Source organism: Pseudomonas pseudonitroreducens (assembly GCF_021603645.1).
GTDB classification, from domain to species: Bacteria; Pseudomonadota; Gammaproteobacteria; order Pseudomonadales; family Pseudomonadaceae; genus Pseudomonas; species Pseudomonas pseudonitroreducens.
In genome coordinates this window covers 113,701-128,933 of record NZ_BQHJ01000016.1, presented here as the reverse complement: position 1 = coordinate 128,933, position 15,233 = coordinate 113,701, and the positions used below count along the sequence as shown (strand labels likewise).

Below are 15,233 nucleotides of genomic sequence, written 5' to 3'. Positions count from 1 at the left end.
GTCAGGCCGACTGCGGCAGGTGGTCGTCGCCCGGCGCCGCGGCGGCGTCCTCGCGTTCGACCCGCTCGACCATGCCACGGGCAATCTCGCGCTCGCCCATGATTACCAGGCTGGCGCCATTCTGCTCCAGGTAGTCCACCTCGGCGTCGAAGTGGGCGCGGGCGATGATGTCCAGGTTCGGGTTGATCGCCCGTGCGTGGCTGGAAATGGTCCCGGCCTCGAAGCCATTGGGAATGGCGATCAGCAACCAGCGCGCCGAGGTGATGTTGGCCTGGTTCAGCACATCGGGATTGGCGGCGTTGCCCACCACCACGCAGAGCCCGTGCTCGCGCAGCTCGGCGGCCTTCTCGCGCTTGTCCTCGATGACTACCAGCGGCACCTTGTCCTTGCGCAGGCGCTCGCTCACCAGCGCGCCGACGCGGCCGTGGCCGATAAGGATCGCGTGATTGTGCTCCAGCACCGGCGGTGGCAGGTCCTGGGGTTCCACCTGGACCACGCCGGGCTCGCTCTCGGCCTTCTGCTCCTGGCGCGCCTGCAGGCGATCGATGGCGATGAACAGCAGCGGGTTGACCAGGATCGACAGGATCGCGCCGGCCAGCACCAGGTCGCGACCGGCTTCGGGCAGCAGGTTCAGGGTCACGCCCAGGCCGACCAGGATGAAGGAGAACTCGCCGATCTGCGCCAGGCTGGCGGCGATGGTCAGTGCGGTGCTGTTGGGGTGGCCGAACATGCGCACGATGACGTAGGCCGCCACCGACTTGCCGAAGACGATCACCAGGAAGGTTGCCAGCACCGGCAGCGGCTCCTGGATCAGGATCGCCGGGTTGAACAGCATGCCGACCGAGACGAAGAACAGCACGGCGAAGGCGTCGCGCAGCGGCAGCGAGTTCTCGGCAGCCTCGTGGCTCAGCTCGGACTCGTTGAGGATCATCCCGGCGAAGAATGCGCCGAGGGCGAAGGACACGCCGAAGATCACCGCCGAGCCGTAGGCGATGCCCAGGGCGATGGCCAGCACGGCCAGGGTAAACAGCTCGCGCGAGCCGGTCTTGGCGACGCGCTCCAGCACCCAGGGCACGAAGCGGCGGCCGCCGACGATCATCACCGCGACGAAGGCGGCGACCTTGCCCAGGGTCAGCAGGATCGGCATCAGTACGCCGCCGTCACCACCGTCGGAGGTGCCGCCCAGCGAGCCGGCCAGGGCCGGCAGCAGAACCAGGGTGAGGACCATCGCCAGGTCTTCGACGATCAGCCAGCCGATGGCGATGCGCCCGCGCTTGGTGTCGATCAGCTGGCGCTGCTCCAGTGCGCGCAGCAGCACCACGGTACTGGCCACCGACAGGGCCAGGCCGAAGACCAGGCCGCCGCCGAAGTTCCAGCCCATCATCCACGCAAGGCCCAGGCCGAGCAGGGTGGCGACGCCGATCTGCACCACCGCACCGGGGATGGCGATGGCTTTCACCGACAACAGGTCCTTGAGCGAGAAGTGCAGGCCGACGCCGAACATCAGCAGGATCACGCCCAGCTCGGCGATCTCTACGGAGAGTGCCTGGTCGGCGACATAACCGGGAGTGAAGGGGCCGGCCAGCACGCCGGCGAGCAGGTAGCCCACCAGCGGCGAAATACGCAGGCGGTTGGCCAGGGCGCCGAGGACGAAGGCCAGCACGAAGCCGACGGCGAGGGTGGTCAGTAACGGGGTGTGATGCATGGTCTGGGCTCCGGGCACTCAGGGAGCGGCCGGACTGCTTGTCAGCACCAGGCCGCTCGACGGTGGGTCACGGGGGCAAACCCGCGTGTGAAAAGTTTAGGCGTAGTAATGAATTCCTACCTTGCTTTCACGCAAGGGTAACCTGTTGACGCATTAGGAAATTTCCGCGACACGCGGGATTTCTTTTCAGGAAATGTCGTGAACGTCGCTTATTCGTCGCGAAGCTCCTGATAGCGCTGCTCCAGCTCCTGGCGAATCTGCCGGCGTTGCTGGGCCTGGGCGAAGCGACGTTTCTCGTCCCTGGTCTGCGGAACCAGTTGCGGCACGACGATTGGCTGGCGCTGATCATCCAGCGCCACCATGGTGAAGAAGCAGCTGTTGGTGTGGCGCACGGACTTCTCGCGGATGTTCTCGGTCACCACCTTCACGCCGATCTCCATGGAGGTGCGACCGGTGTAGTTCACCGAAGCGAGGAAGGTGACCAGTTCGCCGACGTGGATCGGCTGGCGGAATATCACCTGGTCCACCGACAGGGTCACCACGTAGTAGCCGGCGTAGCGGCTGGCGCAGGCGTAGGCGACTTCGTCGAGGTACTTGAGCAGGGTGCCTCCGTGGACATTGCCGGAAAAGTTGGCCATGTCGGGGGTCATCAGGACGGTCATGCTGAGCTGGTGGTTGCCAGGTTCCATGGAATTCTCGGGCAGATGTCTGGGGAAAAGGAAAGGGCCTCACTCTGGACAACCCGAGCGCGGCTGGCGACACAGTTTTTTCTATATCCCTGATTGGCCAGCGGCGCCAGTGGACCATTCGCCAGCGGTGCATCCACCGTTCGAGCAACGCCGTGAACGAAAACGGGCGACCCCTGGCCGCCCGTTCGCGTCGTTGCGCCTCAGCGCCCGGCCGAGAGGCCGAAGTCGATGGCCAGGTCCGCGCCGGTGATGGCTTCGGATTCCGGCTTGCACAGGTACCAGACCAGCTCGGCGACTTCCTCGGGGCGGATGAAGCGCGCCACCTTGCCCTGTGGATAATCCTTCAGCAGCTCGCGTTTATAGGCCGCCGGGTTGCCCTGGCCGTAGCGCTCGGCCTGGTAGTCGAGCATCGGCGTGGCGATGTCGGCGGGGGAGATGGCGTTGACCCGCACGCCGGACTCGGCCAGTTCCAGGGCCAGGGTGCGGGTAAGCATGGTCAGTGCCGCCTTGCTTGCGCAGTAGGCGGCGGAGCCGCGATAGGCCTGGCGGCCGGAGTCGCTGGAGATGTTGACGATGCAGCCGTGGTTTTCCTTGAGGTACGGCGTTGCCGCCTGGCACATGTAGAACGCGGCCTTGAGGTTCACCCCCATAACCAGGTCGAAATCATCCTCGTTGAAGTCTTCCACCGGGCCTTCGCGCCAGACACCGGCGGCGTTGACCAGCGCATCGAGACGGCCGGTGCGGGCGAGAATGTCGGACATCAGGCTGTGGCAGTTATCGGCGCGTCGCAGGTCGCCGACGGCGGTAGCGTCCAGCGGTACCTGGGCGTTCAGCGCATGCAGGCCGGCTTTATCCACGTCGGTGGCGGCGATGCGCCAGTGGCTTTGGGCGAAACGTTTGGCGATGGCTTTTCCGAGGCCACCGGCGGCGCCGGTGATCAGTACGACGGGAGTGCTCATTGGCTACGGGTTCTCCCTGCCTGAGAGAGGACGGCGGCCGGCAGGCAGACCGGCGGGCGCCGCATCGATCGCAGAGCGCTCAGGCGCTCCGTGCAACTACAGACCAAGAAAAGACCAGATTCTTCACTCTGGCAGAGTAAATTTTTCGTAAGACTTTCGCGTGTCAGCGGGTGAGCTGATCGGAGGCATCGAGGATTGCTGTCCCTGTAGGAGCGAGGGGGACGCCCAGTTCTTGCTCGCGAACAAGCCCGGCGTGGAGGCGTTCGCGAGCAAGCTCGCTCCTACAAGAGCCTTCTTTTTCCGCCGATCAGGCGTGGTGCAGATACCAGCGCCAATCCTGCTCACCCACCTCGCCCATGAACTGGCGGAACTCTTCCCACTTGATCGCCAGGAACACCTTGAGGAATTCCTCGCCCAGCGCCTCGCGCGCCCAGGCCGAGGATTCCAGCGCGCGCAGCGCGGTGAGCCAGTCGGTGGGCAGGAACTCGGTGGCCTGTTCATAGCCGTTGCCGACGATCGGCGCGCCCGGATCGATCTGTTCGCGGATGCCTTCGTGGATCGCCGCAAGGATCGCCGCCGCCGCCAGGTACGGGTTGGCGTCGGCGCCGCAGATGCGGTGCTCGATGTGCCGGCTCTTGGCCGGGCCGCCGGGCACGCGGAACGACACGGTGCGGTTGTTCACGCCCCAGCTCTTGGCCAGCGGCGCGTAGCTGTTGGCCTGGAAGCGGCGGAAGGAGTTGGCGTTGGGGCAGAAGATCGCCAGCGAATCCAGCAGGCGCGCCATCATGCCGCCGATGGAGTGGCGCAGCAGTGGAGTGCCGTGAATGTCTTCGCTGGCGTAGAGGTTGTTGCCCTCGGCGTCCGCCAGGCTGACGTGCAGGTGCATGCCGGAGCCGGCGCGGTCACCGAACGGCTTGGCCATGAAGCAGGCCTGCAGCCCGTGCTTGTTCGCCACGCCTTTCACCAGGCGCTTGTAGCGCACGCCTTCGTCGATTGCCTGCATGACGTCGAAGCGGTGCTCCAGGGTCAGCTCGACCTGGCCTGGGGCGTATTCGGAAATCGCCGTGCGTACCGGAAGGCCCTGCACTTCACACGCGGCGTAGAGGTCGTCGAGGAACGGCTGTAGTTGTTCCAGCTCGTAGACGCCATATACCTGCGGCGCTTCCGGGCGGATGCCGTTCATCTGCAGCGCCGGCTGCGGGCGGCCGTTGGCGTCGCGCTGCTTGTCCAGCAGGTAGAACTCCAGCTCCACCGCCATCACCGGGTGGAAACCGTCGGCCTTCAGCCGATCCACCACGCGGCTCAGCGCCTGGCGTGGATCGGCCGGGGTGGCCGGCAGGCCCTGGGTCGGGTGCATGCTCACCTGCAGTTGGCCGGTGGGCGAGCTGCGCCAGGGTTGCAGAGTCAGGCTGCCGGGCAGCGGGTAGGTCCAGCAGTCGGCGTCGGCCACTTCCCAGACCAGCCCGGTGCCTTCGACGTCCTCGCCCTGCACGGTCAGCGCGAGGATTGAGCTGGGCAACGGGCGGCCGTTGTCGTAGATCGCCAGCAGCTCGTCGCGGTGCAGCAGCTTGCCGCGCGGGATGCCGTTGGAGTCGATGATGAACAGTTCGATGCTGCGCACGTCCGGGTGGGCGGCGAGGAAGGCTTCGGCTTCCTGACGATCGGCGAATTGCATGGTGGTCCTCGGTGGCGCGGTGCGCGCCGCAGAATGCTTTTCGTAGGAGCGAGCTTGCTCGCCAACGCTCTTTTGCAAATCCGCTGCGGGGGGCGGGTTCGCGAGCAAGGACTAGGCGTCCCCCTCGCTCCTACAGGGGGAGTTTCGATCAGGCCTCGCGCGCGCCGGGAATGGCCAGCAGCTCGGTGATGCCGGCATCGAGGGTCTCGATCAGGCGATCCACGTCGGCGGCAGTGGTGTCCGGGCAGCACAGGGTCATGTTGTGGAACGGCGTGATCAGGATGCCGCGGTTGATCAGGTACAGGTGCAGGGCCATCTGCAGTTCGTCGTGGAAGGCCGCTTCGGCCTCGGCGCCGGTACGCGGGGAGACGGGGCAGAACTGGAACTCGCTACGCGCTCCCAACTCGGTCACCGACCATTTCAGGCCGTGCTTGGCGATCAGCGCGCGGAAGCCGTCGGCCAGGCGCTTGGCCAGCGGCAGCATGTGGTCGTAGGCCGCCTGGGTCATCACCTGTTCCAGGTTGGCGCGCATGCAGTGCATGGCCAGGGCGTTGGCCGAGAGCGTGGTGCCCATGCCGCTGTGGCCGTGGCCATGGCTGTCTTCCTGGGCGCTCTGGCGCGAGGCAGCCATGCGCTCGGCCATCTCCGCACTGCAGCCGAAGATGCCGCAGGGCACGCCACCGGCGATCGGCTTGCCGACCACGAAGAAGTCCGGATCGAGGTTCCACAGCTGGGTACAGCCACCGATATTGGTGGAGATGGTGTGGGTTTCGTCGATGATCAGCAGCGAACCGTACTTGCGGGTCAGCTCGCGGCACTTCTGCATGAAGCCCGGATCGGGCAGGACCATGCCGATGTTGGTCATCGCCGGTTCGCACAGCAGGGCGCAGACGTCGCCCTGGGCCAGCGCGGCTTCCAGCGCCTCGACGTCGTTGAAGGGAATGGAGCGGCTGTGCTGGGTCAGGTCATAGGCCTGGCCGACCAGGCCGGAGCGGTGCACGGTCTCGCCGTCGCGGTAGCGCACCATCACGTCGTCCACGGTGCCGTGGTAGCAGCCGTCGAACACCAGCAGGGTCTTGCGCCGGGTGACCGCGCGGGCCCAGCGCAGCACATAGCGGTTGGAGTCGGTGGCGGTGGCGGTCACCTGCCAGTAGGGCAGGCCGAAGCGTGCGGCGAGCAGCTCGCCGCAGACCACCGCATCTTCGCCGGGAAGCATGGTGGTCAGGCCGCGTGCGCCTTGTTCGGCGAGGGCGCGGGCGATCGGCGCCGGCGAGTGGCCGAACATGCTGCCGGTGTCGCCCAGGCAGAAGTCCACGTAGTCATGGCCGTCCACGTCGTAGAAGCGGGCGCCCTGGGCGCGTTCGACGAACAGCGGACAAGGCGTGGACCAGTCGGCCATCCAGTGCATCGGCACGCCGGCGTACAGCGACTGGTGCGCGCGCTCGGCAAGGGCGACGGACTTGGGATTCTGTTCCAGGAAGCGCTGGCGCTCGCGGGCGGTGAAGAGATCCACGGCCTGTTGGGCGATTCCGCTGGCGGTCATGTTGCACACCTCGTTTGTTATTTCGCACATCTTCCATTTGTGATCACAAAAATGTCAATACAGTGAATCGTCTGCCTGATAATCTGCCCTGTAACGAATTCTGTGATCACAGAAAAAGAGGCTGCCCATGAGCGATGTCACGAATGAGTCCGCCTGGGCCGGCCAGGTCGCGCTGGTCAGCGGCGCCGGCAGCGAATCCGGTATCGGCTTCGCCAGCGCTCGCCGGCTGGCGCGCAACGGGGCGAAGCTGCTGCTCACCGCCAGCAGCGAGCGCGTGCTGCTGCGGGCGGAAGAACTGTGCGGCGAAGGTTTCGAGGCCCGCGCGCTAGCGGCCGACCTGACGGACGAAAACGATGTTCGCCGCCTGGCCGAATGGGCGCAGGCGCAATGGGGAAGGGTAGACGTGCTGGTGAACAACGCCGGCATGGCCATGCAGGGCAGCCCTGAGCCCTTCGCCGAGCTGGCGGCGATGGACCTGGCGACCTGGAACCTGTCGCTGGCACGCAACCTCACCAGCGCCTTCCTGCTTACCCGCGCGCTGCTGCCGGGCATGCTGGAGCGCGGCTACGGGCGCATCGTCAACGTCAGCTCCACCACCGGCACGCGGGCGAGCAATCCAGGCGAGTCGGCGTACAGCGCGGCCAAGGCCGGGATGCTCGGCATGAGCATGGGGCTGGCGCTGGAAGTGGCGCAGCACGGGGTGACGGTGAACAGCGTGGCGCCCGGCTGGATTGCCACCGGCTCCAGCAGCGAAGAAGAAATCCAGGCCGGGCGGCGCACGCCGCTCGGTCGTTCCGGGCGACCGGAGGAGGTGGCGGCCGCCATCGCCTTCCTGGCCTCGCCCGACGCCAGTTACATCACCGGCGAAGTGCTGGTGGTGGATGGCGGCAACTGCCTGATCGAGAACAAGGGATAAGCACGATGAAACACGATTGCAGCCTGACCTTCGCCCAACTGCCGGCACCGCCGGCCGGCCAGGAGTAATTCGCGATGGCCGACAACCTTCAGGAACAGCTCTACCAGAACCTGCGCCAGGCTTTGCTCTCCGGGCGTTTCCAGCCCGGCGAACGGCTCAAGATCCGCGACCTGGCCGATGAATGGGGTACCAGCCCGATGCCGGTACGCGCCGCCCTGCAGCGGCTGGTGGCCGAGGGCGCGCTGGAAGGCGAGCAGCAGCGCTCGCTACGGGTGCCGGTGATGACCCGCGAGCGCTACCTGCAGATCCTGCAGGTGCGGCAATCCCTGGAGGGGCTGGCAGTGGAGGATGCGGCCAGGCACCTGAAGCCTGCCGACATGGCGCTGCTGCGCGATTGCACCGAGCGCATGGAGGTCGCGTTGAATGCTCGCGACGTCCATGGCTACCTGGAGGCCAACAGCCGGTTCCACCTGACGCTCTACCGCGCCTGTGGCAACCCCACGCTGCTGCGCATGATCGAGGCGCTGTGGCTGCAGGTGGGGCCGTTCTTCAACCGGCTGTTCACCGAGGCCGACCTGTCGCTGCGCCTCAACGACTTCCATGAAGACACCCTGCAGGCGCTGGAGCGCGGCGACGCTGCGGGCGCACGCAAGGCCATCGAACAGGACCTGGGCTACTGCGGCCAGTACCTGCTCAACCTGCTGGAGCTGGAAAGCGGGGGAAGGCTCGGGGCGCGCTAGGGTCATTGCCGGGTGGGTTACGGATCGGCAAGGGCGTAGAGGATTTTCAGATACGCCCTACGCATTCAGGCTTGGTATCCAGCGGCAGCCAGGCGACAGTCATGCGCCATTTTCGACCTTGAGAAAATCCCGTGAAGATGCGCTTCCGGCCGGCCCTGACTGTGGTCGCGGCCTTGCTGACTGGCCTGTATCTGGTCAACCCGCTCGGGGTGCCGAGCCTGGACCCACGCATGCGCCTGCTGGGGATGACGACCTATTCGATCAGGTCCTCCTCCATGAATCCCACATTGCAGCCGGGCGACTACATCCTGACCAGCGCCGCTAGCTATGCATTCGGCACGCCGACGGCCGGGGATGTCGTGGTCTTCCTCAACCCCAAGGACCCGCAGCACAGCTACGTCAAGCGCATCGTCGCCGGCCCCGGCGACCGGGTAAGGATCAGCGAAGGTCGTTTGTATCTGAATGATCGCGAGATAGCGCAACCCTATCTGCTCGGGGCGCAGAACAGGGCGGCAGATTCACGGCGGCTGGTGGAGCACCGCGTGCCCGAGGAGCATTACTTCCTGCTTGGCGACAATCGTGACAACTCCCTGGATAGCCGATTTTTCGGCGACGTGCCGAGGGCCAATCTGGTCGGTCGGGTGTCCCGCATCTGGTACGCGCAGAACACCGGGCGCATCGGCGCCTTGCCTGAACCGCAGCCCTGAGGAGGCTGGTTCGCCTCGCTCAGGGCGTCTTGATGAAGCGGACGTTGTCCTTCTTGATCAGGATCGTCTCGCCGTTGAGTTGTTCGAACTCGTAGTAGTCATTGTATTTGTCGTAGTCGGAGTGATCCTTCACCAGAATTTCGCTGCCATCCTGCAGCGTCACCACGGCCTTGTCGGCGCATCCGGCGAGGCCGAGCAGCAACAGGCAGGTGAACAAGGCTTTCAACTTCATAGTTTCTCCACGGGGCATCGTACCCGCCCGGGCAGCAAGGGCTGGAGGTACGCTGGGTTGCCTGTGTGACCATGGAAGTTTCAGGAAATTCCGGAGCCCACCCTCAAGTGTCGAGCCATACGTCGCGTGCCCAGGTCCAGACGGAGTCCCAGGTTTCCTCGGTGAGTTCGCCATCGGCCCAGAGCACGACCTCGCCGTCCTCGGCGACCGCGTAGTAGTCGTCACCGTCGGCGCAGAGCGGTATCAGCTCGCGCGGCAGGCCACTCGCCCAGGCCACGGCGGCCACTTCCGGCAGGTAGGTATGCGACTGCGGATCGGTCACGGTCACCGGTTCCAGGCGGCCATAGATCACATCGCTGACCTGTAAAAGGAACTCGCGGAATTCCGACGGAATGCCGATCAGCAGCTCTTCCTCGATCTCCACCAGCAGCTCTTCGTCCGGCAGCTCCAGCGGAACCGGCACCGGCTCGTTCACTTCACGCAGTTTTTCGATCACATCTTCCACAGGCGGGGCCTCTCTGCATTCGACCAATGGCGCGCTTTATACAGTAGTAGCCGGCCATCCGCGCAAGACCACTGCGCGGGCGTTGTCCGGACGAGTGGCGAGGTGGCCGCCGGTATTGCGCAAGCGTTCGTACTTCAGTCCGCTCCCTGAAAGCGCGGGCTTGGGGAGACGCCTGGGCTGGCGTGCGGGTGTTCCGTGAGAAACCAAAAAGCCCGGCCAGGGCCGGGCTTTTTGCCGATCGCGCAGGATCAGTTCTGGCGGATGCCCGCCACCAGCCAGGGCTGGTTGTCGCCCTGGGCACGCTCCATGCGCCAGCTTTCGCTGAAGGGTTCGCCCTGGTCGAAGCGCGAGGACTTCGACACGCCGCTGAAGGTCAGGGTGGCGATGGTCTTCTCGGCCTGGTCGTCGACGCCTTCGAGCTGCACATCGAGGTTGTCGATGTAGGTCGACTGGTAGGCGTCGCCCAGGTCAGCGCGTTCCTGCTTGAGGAACTGCAGCATCTGCGGGGTGACGAACTCGGCGATCTTGTCCATCTCGTTGGCGTCCCAGTGTTGCTGCAGGGACATGAAGTGCTCGCGGGCGGCACCGATGAAACGGGTCTCATCGAACCAGCTCGGGGCGTTGATCACCGGACGGCTGTCCATCACCGGGCGGGACGCGCCACCGAAGATCGACGGCGGGGCGGCCGGCATTTCACGCTGCATCGGTGCGTGTCCACCGGCCATGGCGGGCTGCTGGCCCTGCTGCTGGCGGCGACGCGAAGCGATGAAGCGGAACGCGATGAAGGCGATCAGGGCGATGATCAGGATGTCGAGGAACTGCATGCCTTGGAAGCCGTCGCCCATGAACATGGAGGCGAGCAGGCCACCGGCGGCGAGGCCGGCCAGCGGGCCGAGCCAGCGCGAAGCACCGCTCTTGGCAGCGGCGCCGGCAGCGCCTGCGGCGGCACCGGTCGCGGCCGGGCCGGCGGCAGCGGGGGAATTCGGCGCGGCGTTGGGTTGCGCCTGGCGGGTCTGGTGGCTCGGCGCCGAGCCCATGCTCTTGCCGCCGCCGAAACGTTTGGCGGCGTTGACGTCGAGGCTGAGCGTCACGGCGACACAGAAGGCCATGGCAAGGCTGAGAAAGCGCTTCATCGTTGTCATTCTCTTGGTTGGTATACGACGCACGTCATGTTGCAGGCCGGGGCCGGTGAGAGCCAGTCGGATTTTGTTTCGTGCTGTTGCCCTGTGCGGGCCCGACCCCTGATATGGGGGCGGTTGATTCCCTTTCCAAATCAGTCTGTTACTGATTCTTTCAGAGCCGCCTGTCGGAAGGCTCGGATGATAGGCTTCGCTGAGCGAGGCCGTCAGCCGCGCGATCCCCTGACCCCACGCCGCGAGGACCGCCGACCATGCATGCCATCGACTTCATCCAGGACCTCGCGGTGATCATGCTGATCGCCGGATTCGTCACCATTCTCTGCCACCGCTTCAAGCAGCCGGTGGTGCTGGGCTACATCATCGCCGGGGTGATCATCGGCCCGCATACCCCGCCCTTTGCCCTGGTGCACGACGAGGAGACGATCAAGACCCTCGCCGAACTGGGGGTGATCTTCCTGATGTTCTGCCTGGGCCTGGAATTCAGCCTGCGTAAGCTGTTCCAGGTCGGCGCCACGGCGTTCATCGCCGCGTTCCTGGAAATCACCCTGATGATCTGGGCCGGCTTCGAGATCGGCCGCCTGTTCGACTGGAGCACCATGGATTCGCTGTTCCTCGGCGCGATCCTGGCGATGTCCTCGACCACCATCATCATCAAGGTGCTGGGCGACCTGAAGATGAAGAACGAGCGCTTTGCTCAGCTGATCTTCGGCGTGCTGATCATCGAGGACATCCTCGGCATCGGCATCATTGCGCTGTTCTCCGGCATCGCCGTGAGCGGCACGGTGGAAGCCGACCAGGTGTTCTCCACGGTTGGCAAGCTCAGCCTGTTCATGGTCGTCGCGCTGGTCGTCGGCATCCTGCTGGTGCCGCGCCTGCTGGCCTACGTGGCGAAGTTCGAAAGCAACGAGATGCTGCTGGTGACGGTGCTGGGCCTGTGCTTCGGCTTCTGCCTGCTGGTGGTGAAGCTGGAATACAGCATGATCCTGGGCGCCTTCCTGATTGGCGCGATCATGGCCGAGTCGCGCCAGCTGATCCAGATCGAGCGCCTGATGGAGCCGGTGCGCGACATGTTCAGCGCGATCTTCTTCGTTGCCATCGGCCTGACCATCGACCCCAAGGTGCTGGTGGACTACGCCGCGCCGATCCTGGTGATCACCCTGGTGGTGGTGGCGGGTAAGCTGATTTCCTGCGGCGCTGGCGCCTTCATCGCCGGCAACGACGGGCGCACCTCGATGCGCGTGGGCATGGGCCTTTCGCAGATCGGCGAGTTCTCCTTCATCATCGCCGCACTGGGCATGAGCCTGGGCGTGACTAGCGACTTCCTCTACCCGGTGGTGGTCGGCGTGTCGGCCATCACCACCCTGCTGACGCCCTACCTGATCCGCTCCGCCGACCCACTGGCGCTGTACCTGGGCCGCAGCCTGCCGTCACCCATGGTGCGGGTGTTCAGCCTGTACGGTGAGTGGCTGCGCAGCATCAAGCCACGCGGCGACAAGGCGATTCTCGCCAGCCTGATCCGCCGAATCCTGCTGCAGGTCGGGGTCAACCTGACCCTGGTGATCGGCATCTTCTTCGGCCTGGCGTTCTTCGCCGGGCAGATCGGCCAGTGGCTGGCGCAGTTCGTCGAGCCCGAGGCGCTGCACAAGGCGCTGATCTGGGGCGCCGCGCTGCTGCTGTCGCTGCCGTTCCTGATCGCGGCCTACCGCAAGCTCAAGGCGCTGGCGATGCTGCTGGCGGAGATGGGTGTGAAGGCCGAGAGCGCCGGGCGCCATACGGCCCGCGTGCGCCGGGTGATTTCCGAGCTGATCCCGCTGCTGTCGCTGGGCGGCATGATGCTGCTGCTGGCGGCGCTCAGTTCGAGCATCCTGCCGCCGGGCGAGCTGCTGGTGGTGGTGGCGCTGATCGCCGCACTGGTGATCGCGGTGTTCTGGCGCTGGTTCATCCGCGTGCATTCGCGGATGCAGGTGGCGCTGATCGAGACCTTCGAGCAGAGTGGCGGCGGGCATCACTGAGCCCGCCGGCGCTCAGTCCTGGGTCTCCAGCGTGCGCTGAGCTGCTGCCTTGCGCTCGCGCTCGGCCTGGTGCATCTCGCGTACGGCCTGGCGAACGGTCTCGTGGTAACCGTTGATCACGGTTTCCGCATCGCTGCAGATGATCGATTTGCCGCGCTCGATCCACAGCACCCGCTGACAGAGCTCGCGGATCGCCTCCATGCTGTGGGACACCAGGATCACCGTCTTGCCCTGCTTGATCTTGGCGCGCATGGCGGCGTGGGACTTCTCGCGGAAGGTCTGGTCGCCCACGCCCAGTACCTCATCGATCAGCAGGATGTCCGGATCGGCGTGGATCGCCACGGCGAAGCCCAGCCGGGCGCGCATTCCCGTGGAGTAGGTGCCGACCGGGCGCTCGAAGAAGTCGCCCAGATCGCTGAAGTCGCGAATGTCGTCCATTTGCCGGCGGATATCGGCGCGCTTCATGCCCAGCAACAGGCCGCTGATGACAACGTTGTCGCGGCCGGAGAGCTCCGGTTTGAAGCCCACGTTGAGCGCCAGCAGGCTGGCACTCAACGGCTTGCTGCGGTGCAGCACGCCGCGATCGGGGTCGACGATGCCGGCGATCATGCGCAGCAACGTGCTCTTGCCGGCGCCGTTGTTGCCGATCACGCCCAGGGTTTCGCCTTCGTAGAGTTCGAAGCTGACGTCCTGCAGGGCCCAGAAGGAGTCGTAGCGCAGCATGCCGACCCGCTGCCGGTAGGACAGGCCGACGTGTTCGGCCTGGAGAATCAGATCACCGGGCATGTCTCACCTCAGAACAGCAGCTTGGGGTACTTGCGCTCGTTGCGGTGGAGGATCCACAACGCGGCAACCAGCAGGGGGACGGCGACGGCCAGCACATAGAACTGCTCGCTCCAGGAAGGCCACTGGTTGTGCAGCAGCACATCGCGGAAGGCGGTGATCATCACGGTCATCGGATTGAGATTCAGGAACGGCGCCATGGAGGCGGGAATCTCGTGGATGCTGAAGAACACGCCGGACATGAACATCATCAGCATCAGGAAGTTGTCCACCACCTGGCGCAGGTCCGGTACGAATGGCAGCACCGAGGCGAGCAGGAAGCCGAAGCCGATGATGAACAGCAACTGATTGAGGATCAGCACCGGTAGTGCGAGCCATTCCAGCGACGGGCGGTACCCGGACAGCAGCAGGGAGAGGATCAGCAGCGTCAGGATGATCAGGAACTTGAAGGTATTGCTGAGTATCGGGATGAGCGCGAACACGTACTTGGGTACATCGATCTGCTGGATCAGCCCGGCGTTGCTCTGGATGGCATTGCTGGCCTGGCGGACCGAGCCGTCGAACCATTTCCAGGCCACCATGCCGCTGAGCAGCAGGGGCACATAGCCTGGGCGGCTGTGGCCCAGGGCCAGGCCGAAGACGATGTAGAAGGCACCCATGTACATCACGGGCTCGAGGATCCACCAGAGGAATCCCAGGAAGCGCCGCGCCACTTCGGTGCGCAGGTCGCTGTAGACGCCGAATAGAATGATGTCCCTGTGCTTCATGTCTTTCTTGTTGGATTGAAAAGGGTGGGGTATTTAAACACAATGCGCCGCAGCAAGCCTGTGTGCCAATCACGGCGCATTCTGTGCGGATCATCGCCCAAACATAAGAAAAAGAGCTGGTATGCGCCTATTTGATGTCTTGTTCGGCTCCTCCCGGAAAGCCGCTCCCGCCCAGGAAGACCTGGTCCTCATGGTGGTCGGCATGCACCGCAGCGGCACCAGTTTCCTCACCGGCTCCCTGCAGGAGGCCGGCCTGGAACTGGGCAAGCACAGTACATGGAACCCTCACAATCTCAAGGGTAACCGCGAGAACACCGATATCGTCGCCTTCCATGATGCGATGCTCGCCGAGCGTGGCGCGGCGTGGGACAACCCGCCCGCCATGGCGCCGCAATGGACGCCGGCCGAGTACGCCGCGGCCCGCGAACTGATCAGTGGTTACGACGGGGTGAAACGCTGGGGGTTCAAGGACCCGCGCGCGCTGCTGGCCGTCGAAGGTTGGCAGGAACTGCTCCCCAACCTGCGTTTCGTCGGTATCTTCCGCCACCCTTCGGCCGTCGCCGATTCCCTCCAGGCCCGTGGCGGCATGCCGCGCGAACAGGCTCTGGGCCTGTGGATGGCCTATAACAGCCGTCTGCTCGAACTGCATGGCCGGGTGAAGTTCCCGGTGCTCTGCTTCGACCAGGACGAAGACAGCCTGCATCGGCAACTGGATGAAGTGCTGCGCGGGTTCGGCCTCGAGCCGCCGGCTACGGAGCGCTTCTTCAGCTCCGAACTCAAACATCATCGGCACGGCGACGAGAAACTCACGCCCGAGCTGGATGCCCTGTACCAGGCTCTCAAAGCCATCGCTGATTGACC

At 65.1% G+C, this 15,233-nt stretch carries 15 protein-coding genes; 5 read left to right on the top strand and 10 right to left on the bottom strand.

The annotated features are described in order from the left end of the window. Position 1 precedes the first annotated feature (1 nt). From ybaL to L6D89_RS29885, 5 genes are all read right to left on the bottom strand, one after another. Positions 2 to 1,705, bottom strand: coding sequence for a YbaL family putative K(+) efflux transporter (ybaL, locus tag L6D89_RS29905; RefSeq protein WP_236173645.1), 1,704 nt, complete (start codon positions 1,703 to 1,705; stop codon positions 2 to 4). A gap of 209 nt (positions 1,706 to 1,914) precedes the next feature. Beyond that, a complete protein-coding gene (locus L6D89_RS29900; RefSeq protein ID WP_236202055.1) occupies positions 1,915 to 2,394 on the bottom strand; it encodes an acyl-CoA thioesterase in 480 nt (159 codons plus the stop codon). Between the two features lie 200 nt (positions 2,395 to 2,594). Continuing rightward, on the bottom strand, positions 2,595 to 3,353 hold the full coding sequence (locus L6D89_RS29895; RefSeq protein ID WP_236173647.1) for an SDR family NAD(P)-dependent oxidoreductase: 759 nt from the start codon (positions 3,351 to 3,353) through the stop codon (positions 2,595 to 2,597). A 307-nt stretch (positions 3,354 to 3,660) separates the two neighbouring features. Then, complete coding sequence (locus tag L6D89_RS29890) at positions 3,661 to 5,028, bottom strand: glutamine synthetase family protein (protein WP_236202054.1); 1,368 nt, start codon at positions 5,026 to 5,028, stop codon at positions 3,661 to 3,663. 148 nt (positions 5,029 to 5,176) lie between these two features. Continuing rightward, positions 5,177 to 6,571 (bottom strand): aspartate aminotransferase family protein, encoded by a 1,395-nt coding sequence (locus L6D89_RS29885; protein WP_236202053.1) that lies wholly within the window; start codon positions 6,569 to 6,571, stop codon positions 5,177 to 5,179. A gap of 127 nt (positions 6,572 to 6,698) precedes the next feature. On the opposite strand from L6D89_RS29885, the gene L6D89_RS29880 reads away from it, so the two are divergent. From L6D89_RS29880 to lepB, 3 genes are all read left to right on the top strand, one after another. Continuing rightward, positions 6,699 to 7,487, top strand: coding sequence for an SDR family NAD(P)-dependent oxidoreductase (locus L6D89_RS29880; RefSeq protein WP_236202052.1), 789 nt, complete (start codon positions 6,699 to 6,701; stop codon positions 7,485 to 7,487). A 74-nt stretch (positions 7,488 to 7,561) separates the two neighbouring features. Then, positions 7,562 to 8,227, top strand: coding sequence for a GntR family transcriptional regulator (locus L6D89_RS29875; protein ID WP_236202051.1), 666 nt, complete (start codon positions 7,562 to 7,564; stop codon positions 8,225 to 8,227). A 137-nt stretch (positions 8,228 to 8,364) separates the two neighbouring features. Continuing rightward, positions 8,365 to 8,934, top strand: a complete 570-nt coding sequence (lepB, locus tag L6D89_RS29870; protein WP_236202078.1) for a signal peptidase I — start codon at positions 8,365 to 8,367, stop codon at positions 8,932 to 8,934. A 19-nt stretch (positions 8,935 to 8,953) separates the two neighbouring features. Here the strand turns inward: lepB and L6D89_RS29865 are convergent, their stop codons facing one another. The 3 genes from L6D89_RS29865 to L6D89_RS29855 form a co-directional block, all read right to left on the bottom strand. Then, on the bottom strand, positions 8,954 to 9,166 hold the full coding sequence (locus tag L6D89_RS29865) for a YgdI/YgdR family lipoprotein (protein WP_017521498.1): 213 nt from the start codon (positions 9,164 to 9,166) through the stop codon (positions 8,954 to 8,956). A 103-nt stretch (positions 9,167 to 9,269) separates the two neighbouring features. Next, a complete protein-coding gene (locus L6D89_RS29860) occupies positions 9,270 to 9,671 on the bottom strand; it encodes an SMI1/KNR4 family protein (RefSeq protein ID WP_184595010.1) in 402 nt (133 codons plus the stop codon). A 248-nt stretch (positions 9,672 to 9,919) separates the two neighbouring features. Next, positions 9,920 to 10,804: a Tim44 domain-containing protein gene (locus L6D89_RS29855; protein ID WP_236202050.1), complete on the bottom strand. Its 885-nt coding sequence runs from the start codon at positions 10,802 to 10,804 to the stop codon at positions 9,920 to 9,922. Positions 10,805 to 11,061: 257 nt separating this feature from the next. Here L6D89_RS29855 and L6D89_RS29850 point away from each other — a divergent pair, with 257 nt between their 5' ends. Further along, positions 11,062 to 12,822, top strand: coding sequence for a cation:proton antiporter (locus L6D89_RS29850; protein WP_236173653.1), 1,761 nt, complete (start codon positions 11,062 to 11,064; stop codon positions 12,820 to 12,822). 12 nt (positions 12,823 to 12,834) lie between these two features. On the opposite strand, the gene L6D89_RS29845 is transcribed toward L6D89_RS29850, so the two are convergent. Beyond that, positions 12,835 to 13,608 carry an ABC transporter ATP-binding protein gene (locus tag L6D89_RS29845; protein WP_236202049.1) on the bottom strand — a complete coding sequence of 258 codons (774 nt, stop codon included), beginning with the start codon at positions 13,606 to 13,608 and terminating at the stop codon, positions 12,835 to 12,837. Between the two features lie 8 nt (positions 13,609 to 13,616). After that, the gene (locus tag L6D89_RS29840) at positions 13,617 to 14,372 is read right to left on the bottom strand and encodes an ABC transporter permease (RefSeq protein WP_236173655.1); all 756 of its coding nucleotides are present in this window, start codon (positions 14,370 to 14,372) and stop codon (positions 13,617 to 13,619) included. A gap of 121 nt (positions 14,373 to 14,493) precedes the next feature. Between L6D89_RS29840 and L6D89_RS29835 the strand changes: the two genes are divergently transcribed. Further along, positions 14,494 to 15,231, top strand: coding sequence for a sulfotransferase family protein (locus tag L6D89_RS29835; protein WP_236202048.1), 738 nt, complete (start codon positions 14,494 to 14,496; stop codon positions 15,229 to 15,231). The last annotated feature ends 2 nt before the right edge of the window (positions 15,232 to 15,233 follow it).

Excerpts from the sequence above, each read along its gene's own strand:
- L6D89_RS29840 (WP_236173655.1), bottom strand. The coding sequence starts at position 14,372 with ATGAAGCACAGGGACATCATTCTATTCGGCGTCTACAGCGACCTGCGC.
- L6D89_RS29835 (WP_236202048.1), top strand. The coding sequence starts at position 14,494 with ATGCGCCTATTTGATGTCTTGTTCGGCTCCTCCCGGAAAGCCGCTCCC.
- L6D89_RS29875 (WP_236202051.1), top strand. The coding sequence starts at position 7,562 with ATGGCCGACAACCTTCAGGAACAGCTCTACCAGAACCTGCGCCAGGCT.
- L6D89_RS29880 (WP_236202052.1), top strand. The coding sequence starts at position 6,699 with ATGAGCGATGTCACGAATGAGTCCGCCTGGGCCGGCCAGGTCGCGCTG.
- L6D89_RS29855 (WP_236202050.1), bottom strand. The coding sequence starts at position 10,804 with ATGAAGCGCTTTCTCAGCCTTGCCATGGCCTTCTGTGTCGCCGTGACG.
- L6D89_RS29850 (WP_236173653.1), top strand. The coding sequence starts at position 11,062 with ATGCATGCCATCGACTTCATCCAGGACCTCGCGGTGATCATGCTGATC.
- L6D89_RS29865 (WP_017521498.1), bottom strand. The coding sequence starts at position 9,166 with ATGAAGTTGAAAGCCTTGTTCACCTGCCTGTTGCTGCTCGGCCTCGCC.
- L6D89_RS29900 (WP_236202055.1), bottom strand. The coding sequence starts at position 2,394 with ATGGAACCTGGCAACCACCAGCTCAGCATGACCGTCCTGATGACCCCC.
- L6D89_RS29845 (WP_236202049.1), bottom strand. The coding sequence starts at position 13,608 with ATGCCCGGTGATCTGATTCTCCAGGCCGAACACGTCGGCCTGTCCTAC.
- L6D89_RS29890 (WP_236202054.1), bottom strand. The coding sequence starts at position 5,028 with ATGCAATTCGCCGATCGTCAGGAAGCCGAAGCCTTCCTCGCCGCCCAC.
- lepB (WP_236202078.1), top strand. The coding sequence starts at position 8,365 with ATGCGCTTCCGGCCGGCCCTGACTGTGGTCGCGGCCTTGCTGACTGGC.
- L6D89_RS29885 (WP_236202053.1), bottom strand. The coding sequence starts at position 6,571 with ATGACCGCCAGCGGAATCGCCCAACAGGCCGTGGATCTCTTCACCGCC.
- ybaL (WP_236173645.1), bottom strand. The coding sequence starts at position 1,705 with ATGCATCACACCCCGTTACTGACCACCCTCGCCGTCGGCTTCGTGCTG.
- L6D89_RS29895 (WP_236173647.1), bottom strand. The coding sequence starts at position 3,353 with ATGAGCACTCCCGTCGTACTGATCACCGGCGCCGCCGGTGGCCTCGGA.